The sequence below is a fragment of the Mycobacterium sp. E1747 genome (assembly GCF_001667775.1).
Lineage (GTDB): Bacteria > Actinomycetota > Actinomycetes > Mycobacteriales > Mycobacteriaceae > Mycobacterium.
On sequence record NZ_LZJI01000096.1, the window covers coordinates 20,313 to 27,095 of the forward strand.

Below are 6,783 nucleotides of genomic sequence, written 5' to 3' on the forward strand. Positions count from 1 at the left end.
CGCAGGAACGCGATAGAGAAAGGCAGTCATGCGGGAGAACTTGACCGGCGCGTTGTGGCGTCTCGCCATCTACGCGATCGTGTCTTCGGTGGGAATCTTTCTGTTGCTGGCCGTCTTCGGTCAGTTCCGGTTCGAGAAGGCTAAGACCTACAACGCCGTGTTCACGAATGCGTCGGGACTTCAGGGCGGAAATTTCGTGCGCATCGCGGGCGTGGAGGTCGGCAAGGTCAAAAGCGTTTCGGTCCAGCGCGATGCCACGGTGCGCGTCGAGTTCTCCGCCGACGACTCCGTGGTACTCACAGAAGGTGATCGGGCCGTCATCCGCTACGACGACCTCATTGGTGGCAGATACCTGGCGCTGGAGGAGGGAGCCGGGGGAGTCAAACGGCTCAGTCCGGGGGCGACCATCCCGTTGGCCAGGACGCAGCCGGCGCTGGATCTCGACGCATTGATCGGCGGTTTCCGTCCGCTGTTCCGGGCGCTGAATCCCGATCAGATCAATGCACTCAGCGGTCAATTGATCGCCGCCTTCCAGGGTCAGGGTTCCACGATCGGTTCGATCCTGGCTCAGACCGCCGCCCTGACCAACGCCCTGGCCGACCGCGACCAACTCATCGGTCAGGTCATCGTCAACTTGAATTCCTTGCTGGGTTCGCTCGGCGACCAGGGCGGGCAGTTCGCCAAGGCTGTCGACTCGCTATCGGCACTCGTGGCGGGTCTGGAAGCGCGCAAGCAGGACATCAGTAACGGCGTCGCCTACGCCAACGCGGCGGCCGGCTCGATCGCCGACCTGTTGGCGCAGGCCCGCCCACCGCTGAAAAAGGTGGTGCACGAGGCGGATCGCACCGCCGGCACAATTTTGGCTGAACGCGACTACGTCGACAATCTGCTGAACACCCTGCCCGACGCATACCGAGTGCTCGGCCGGCAGGGCCTTTACGGGGACTTCTTCAGCTTCTATCTGTGCGACCTCGTGCTGAAGCTGAACGGCAAGGGCGGTCAGCCGGTGTACGTCAAAATGGCTGGACAGTCCTCGGGACGGTGCACGCCACGATGAAGCCCTTCTCCGAGCGCAATCCGATCATCCTGGGCGCAACGGGTATCGGTGCAATGATTGCGCTGATATTGCTGGCATTGAATTACGACAGATTGCCCTTCATCGGCGACCATGAAGATTATTCGGCGTACTTCGCCGATGCGAGCGGCTTGGCGGCAGGCGACGCCGTGAGCGTTTCGGGTGTCCGGGTGGGCCGCGTGACCGGGATCGCGCTGGACGGTCCGCGGGTGCTCGTCAAATTCTGGATCCCCGCTGACATCGCACTCGGCGAGCGGACCGAGGCGGCGGTCAAGTTGAAGACCGCGCTGGGTACTAAGCGCCTGGAAATCACGCCGCGGGGAGAAGGTCGACTCGGTGGACCGATACCGCTGCAGCGGACCACGCCGGCTTATCAGCTACCCGATGCACTTGGTGACCTCGCGACATCCATCAGCGGGTTGAATACCGACCAGTTGTCGAACGCGCTTGCCGTGCTGGCAAACGAGTTTTCCGATACGCCACCGGATCTCAAGATGGCGGTACAAGGTGTGGCGCGGCTTTCTCAGACGTTGGACGAACGCGACAAGCAGCTGCGGACCTTACTCAGCAATGCCAACAAGGTGACAAAGGTGCTCGCGGAGCGCAGCGACGAAGTGGTCAGCCTGGTGAACAACACGAATTCGCTGCTGGCCCAATTGAATACCCAGAGCCGTGCGCTAGGACAGATCGCCCACAACCTGTCGGCAGTAGCAAAGCAATTGAAAGGTTTCATCGCCGAGAATCGCGCGACGCTGAAGCCCGCGCTGGACAAGCTCAATGGAGTGTTGACGATTGTCGACAACCGCAAGGAACGCGTGCAGCAGGCCATCAAAGGGCTCAACGCGTATGCGCTGTCGCTGGGTGAATCAGTGTCGTCGGGCCCATTCTTCAAGGCCTACCTGGTCAACCTGCTGCCCGGGCAGTTCGTGCAGCCGTTCGTCGACTCGGCGTTCTCCGACCTTGGTCTGGATCCAGCCACCTTGCCGCCCACGCAGCTCGCCGACCCGCAAACCGGCCAGCCGGGAACGCCCCCGCTGCCGGTCCCGTACCCGCGCACCGGCCAGGGTGGCGAGCCCCGCCGTACCATTCCGGATGCGATCACGGGGAACCCGGGTGATCAGCCGTGCGCAGTTCCGGGCAGGCCGGGAGCCCCCGGCTGCTATCCGCGTCGGGAGGAACCCCCCGCACCGCCGTCCGGCGGGCCACCACCGGGACCGCCCGCAACGGAAGCGCCGGGTCCCGGCAAATCGCTCCCGCCGGAGTCTGGCCCGATTGAGCAGTCGGCACCCGGGCAGCTACCGCCGGTCCAACCTCCCGTGCTGAGCGGACCCGGCCCCGTCGGCCCGCCGCAAGGCACCAACGGAGGCGGACAATGAAACCCCGTACCGTCAGAATCGGCGTGGCGATCACACTGGTCGTGGTGCTGCTCGGCGGCATTGTCACGGTGCTTCGGTCCGCAAACGAAATCGGCCACACGCGGGTCATCGGATACTTCGATAACAGCAACGGAATCTACGTCGGCGACGATGTGGTGATCCTGGGCGTGCCGGTCGGCAAGATCGAGAAGATCGAACCGCAGCCCACCCGCGTCAAAATCTCGTTCTGGTACGACAGCAAATACAAGGTCCCCGCCGACGCCAAGGCGGTGATCCTGTCGCCCTCGCTGGTGACCGTCCGCGCGATCCAGCTCACACCCGCCTACCTCGGGGGGCCGGTAATGACCAGCGGCGCAGTGGTGCCACGGGAACACACCGCGGTCCCCGTGGAGTTCGACGACCTGCGCCAGCAGCTGGAGAAGCTGACTCAGGCTCTGCAACCGACGCAGCCGGGCGGCGTCAGCACGCTGGGCGCGTTCATCAACACAGCGGCGGATAACCTACGCGGTCAAGGCCCCGACATTCGCAACTCCGTCCTGAAGCTCTCGCAAGCGATTTCCGCGCTCGGAGATCACAGCGGCGACCTGTTCGGCACGTTGAAGAATTTGGCGGCGCTGGTTTCGGCGCTGCACGACAGCAGCGGCGTGCTGCGGCAGCTGAACCAGAACCTGGCCGCCGTCACCGGGCAGCTGGCCGCCGACCCCAATGGGGTGGGAAATGCCGTCAAAGATCTCAACGATGTGGTCGGCGATGTCACCAGCTTCATCGCCGAAAATCGTGACGCACTGGGCACCACCTCAGACAAGCTGGCGTCGGTCTCGACCGCTCTGGTCCAAAGCCTCGACGATCTCAAGCAAACCCTGCACATCGCTCCCACGGCGTTTCAGAACTTCCTCAACATCTACCAACCCGCGCAGGGCACGCTGACCGGCATCCTGGCACTCAACAACTTCGCCGATCCGGTGCAGTTCCTGTGCTCTGCGGTGCAAGCCGCATCGCGTTTGGGTGCCGAGCAGTCGGCGAAGCTCTGTGTGCAGTACCTGGCGCCGATTTTCAAAAACCGTCAGTACAACTACTTTCCGTTGGGTGAAAACCTCTTTGTGGGAGCGGATGCCCGACCGAACGAAGTCACCTACAGCGAGGACTGGCTGCGACCGGACTACATTCCGCCGCAGGGCCCAGCTCCCACCGAGGCGGCCCGCACGGTGGCACCACCCCCCAACGGGCCGCTCCCGCCGGCCAACGAAATGTACAACTTCTTCGGCAACGGGATGGTCGACCCGAATCACGCGAATCCGCCGTTCGTGCCGTCCAAACCGGAGAACCCGCTTCAGTTCGACCCGGCCACCGGCCTGCCGGGAATGATGATGCCGACCGGAGGTCAACAATGAGGCGATTGGTGCGCCCTCTGCAATGCTGGCGCCGCGGCACGGTGCTGCTGGCGGCCTTGGCTGTAACCATGCTCTCTGGCTGTGGATCCCTGCGAGACTTCAAGGGCGCCAACTCGTTCCCGCTGCCGGGCACGGTGGGCGGTGGACCGGGCTCCTACACCGTCCAGGTGCAGATGCCCGACGTCCAGAACCTCAAACAGAATTCCCGAGTCCGGGTCAACGACGTGACCGTCGGCAATGTGACGAAAATCGAACGTCAGGGATGGCATGCTCTGGTCACCATGACGCTCAACGGCGACGTGGATCTCCCGGCCAACGCGACTGCCACGCTGGGTCAGACGAGCCTGCTGGGTTCGTTGCACATCGAGCTCGCGCCACCCACTCAGGTTCCGGCCAAGGGCAAGCTCAAAAACGGCTCGGTGATCCCACTGTCCTCGGCAGGTGCCTACCCGTCGACCGAACAGACGCTGGCCTCGGTGTCGATGCTGCTCAACGGTGGCGGCGTCGGTCAAATACAGGACATCACGAGTGCGCTCAGTACCGCCTTCACCGGGCGCGAGCAAGACGTCAAAAGCCTGATCACACAGCTGGACAAATTCATCGGCTATCTGAACGACCAAAAGGACGACATCATCGCCGCGACCGACAGCCTCAACAATCTGGCCGGTCAATTCGCGGATCAGAAGCCAGTAATCGACAAGGCACTCAAGACCATTCCCAATGCGCTGGCGGTGCTCAAAGACGAACGCGAGAACCTCAGCGACGCCCTCAGCCAAGTGGGGAAGTTTAGTGCGCTGGCGGCCGACTCGGTCAACCAGACGAAGACGAACCTGGTCAAAGAGCTCAACGACCTTGGCCCGGTCTTGCAGTCGCTCGCCGATGCCGGGCCGGCGTTGACCCGTTCGCTGGACTTCTTCGCGACCTTCCCGTTTCCCAAATCAACGCTCACCAAGTGGATCCGCGGCGATTACGGGAATTTGAGCGCCATCATCGACTTGACCTTGAGTCGGCTTGACGCATCGTTTTTGACCGGTACTCGGTGGGAGGGCACGCTGACCGAACTGGAACTGCAGTGGGGGCGCACCATCGGCCAGATGCCCAGCCCGTACACCGCGCGCAACCCGCTAGTCGTTCCCTACCACGTCAACCAGGGGCCGTGACATGCGTCTGACCGACATGCATTTGACGAGGCGGATTCGAATCCAGTTGGTGGCCTTCGCGGTGATCGCGGTGGTATCGATCGGGCTTTACTTCTTCGACTACATGCAGGTGGCCAGCGTGTTCTTCGGCGCTGGCCGCTACACGGTGACAGTGCAGTTGAACCAGGTAGGGGGCCTCTATGAGGGCGGCAACGTCACCTATCGGGGTGTCGAGGTCGGCCGTGTGCGCGATGTCCGTCTGACCAACACTGGAGCTGAAGCAGTGCTTTCGCTCAGATCCGGCATCGATATTCCGGCGAATTCGACCGCCGAAGTGCACAGCGTGTCAGCGGTGGGCGAACAGTATCTCGCGCTCACTCCGCGCAGCGGCAACGGACCACCACTGAAGAACGGTGACGTGATTCCCGCAGATCGCACCAGTATCCCGCCGGGGATCAACTCGCTGCTGGCGGCGACGAATCGAGGCCTCAACGCGATTCCGCGGGAAAACCTCAAGACGGTGGTCGATGAGGCCTATGTCGGCGTCGGCGGCCTGGGTCCGGAGCTGTCCCGGTTGATCGGCGGCGCGAGCACGTTGGCGATCGATGCGCACAAGAACATCGACTCACTCGAGACGTTGATCGATGAGTCAAAGCCCTTGCTGGACAGCCAAACCGAATCGGCGGATTCGGTCCGGGCGTGGGCTTCTCACCTGGCAACCGTCACCAAGGGGTTGCAGACGAACGACGCCGCCCTTCAAGGTGTTGTACAGCAGGGCCCCGCGGCGGTCGACGAGGCGCGAGCCCTGATCGACCGGCTACAACCGACCCTGCCGATCGTGCTGGCCAACCTGGTCAGCGTGGGCGACGTGGCTGTCACCTATCGGGACGACCTCGAAGCGATCCTGGTAGAGCTGCCCCGCGGTACGGAAGCGTTCCAAGGCGCATCTCTGCCGAACCGGAATACCAAGCAGAGCTATAAGGGCGCTTTCCTGAGCTTCAACTTGAACCTGAATCTGCCACCGCCATGCACCACCGGGTATCTCCCGATCCAGCAGCAGCGGCCAGCCAGCCTGACGGACTATCCGGAGCGGCCTGCGGGAAGCTTCTACTGTCGGATACCGCAAGACTCGACCCTCACGGCCGTACGCGGTGCGCGTAACTATCCGTGTGAGACGAGGCCGGGTAAGCGCGCTGCGACGGTGAAGTTGTGCGAGAGCGACGAACCATATATTCCGCTCAACGACGGCTTCAACTGGAAGGGTGATCCCAACGCGACGTATACGGGGCAGGGGATCCCGCAGGTCGACCCCGGGGGCGCCCCGCCCCCTGCCTCGCCAGGGCAACCGCCACCCGCGTCGGCGGCGCCTTCCTCGGCAACGTCGGGAGAACCGCCGCCTGCACCGCCGGCGATAGCGGCGGTCGAGTACGACCCGGCGACTGGCGAGTACGTTGGGCCAGACGGGCGGGTATACACCCAGTCCAACCTGGCCGGCGGTGCCAGAGAGGAGAAAACATGGCAGCAGATGTTGACGCCCCCGACGGCCAACTGAGCGCACAAGGTGAGGACGAGACGTCGCGGGCTTCCGTCAGCCGCACCGACACGGAGGAGTCCGAATCGCAAACCGGGCACAGCGCAGCAGCGGCGGGTGACGGCGGCGCCGACGAAACAGAGGACCCGGAGGAGGTCGCCACCGGCGACCCGGCCGAGGAAGGTTCCCCGGTGGCTGCGCTGGCCGAGCAACGAAATTCGCGGCTGCGGCTGGTGATCACGGCGGGGCTGGTCATCTGTGTCGCTCTGGC

The 6,783-nt window shown here is 63.6% G+C and carries 6 protein-coding genes; all 6 read left to right on the top strand.

From position 1 onward, the window contains the following. Window positions 1-28 precede the first annotated feature (28 nt). Complete coding sequence (locus tag A5695_RS10060) at window positions 29-1,057, top strand: MCE family protein (RefSeq protein ID WP_068080508.1); 1,029 nt, start codon at window positions 29-31, stop codon at window positions 1,055-1,057. Then, window positions 1,054-2,451 (top strand): MCE family protein, encoded by a 1,398-nt coding sequence (locus A5695_RS10065; RefSeq protein ID WP_068080520.1) that lies wholly within the window; start codon window positions 1,054-1,056, stop codon window positions 2,449-2,451. The genes A5695_RS10060 and A5695_RS10065 overlap by 4 nt, the downstream gene beginning before the upstream one ends. Beyond that, a complete protein-coding gene (locus A5695_RS10070; RefSeq protein ID WP_068080510.1) occupies window positions 2,448-3,842 on the top strand; it encodes a virulence factor Mce family protein in 1,395 nt (464 codons plus the stop codon). Before A5695_RS10065 ends, A5695_RS10070 begins: the two co-directional genes overlap by 4 nt. Further along, window positions 3,839-5,002 (top strand): virulence factor Mce family protein, encoded by a 1,164-nt coding sequence (locus A5695_RS10075; RefSeq protein WP_068080512.1) that lies wholly within the window; start codon window positions 3,839-3,841, stop codon window positions 5,000-5,002. Before A5695_RS10070 ends, A5695_RS10075 begins: the two co-directional genes overlap by 4 nt. Before the next feature lie 16 nt (window positions 5,003-5,018). Continuing rightward, window positions 5,019-6,533 (top strand): MCE family protein, encoded by a 1,515-nt coding sequence (locus tag A5695_RS10080; protein WP_068080522.1) that lies wholly within the window; start codon window positions 5,019-5,021, stop codon window positions 6,531-6,533. After that, window positions 6,497-6,783: hypothetical protein (locus A5695_RS28415; RefSeq protein ID WP_197515440.1), on the top strand; the 287-nt coding region annotated here is incomplete at its 3' end. The genes A5695_RS10080 and A5695_RS28415, both read left to right, overlap by 37 nt.